At 79.4% G+C, this 378-nt stretch carries 1 pseudogene; it reads right to left on the bottom strand.

Going from position 1 to position 378, the window contains the following annotated elements:
- Nucleotides 1-378, bottom strand: a pseudogene (locus GTR02_RS22220) (DNA polymerase III subunit gamma/tau); the annotation flags it as partial.

The raw sequence follows: 378 nt of genomic DNA, 5'->3' as shown, positions 1-378 counted from the left end.
GGGGAGGACCACTCCGCCGTCGACGGCCGGCCGCGGGCCGCGGCCGGGGCGGGCCCGCGCCCGGAGGGCCCGCTGCCGCCGGCGGCGACGGCCTCCACCTTGGCCTCGATGCCCGTCACCTCCAGCAGCGCCTCGGCGACGAAGGCGGGGTGGTTGCCCCGGCTGAAGGCGGTCGCCAGACCGGCCGTCGTGAACTGCAGCCGCAGGACGCCCCCGCGGTGCTCGAGGACCGTGGCGTTGTCCGAGACGAGCGTCCAGGTGCCGCGCTTGAGCGCGTACAGGGCGCCGAGGACGTCGGTCCACAGCCGCCGGACCGTCTCGGCCTCCCCGCCGCTGCCCGTCGCGACGGGTGCCTGCGCCGGGGCCTCGGCCGCGGCG

The sequence above is a fragment of the Kineococcus siccus genome, assembly GCF_009906795.1.
Lineage (GTDB): Bacteria > Actinomycetota > Actinomycetes > Actinomycetales > Kineococcaceae > Kineococcus > Kineococcus siccus.
Note: the sequence above shows the minus strand (reverse complement) of the source record. Positions and strands in the feature narration are given on the sequence as shown.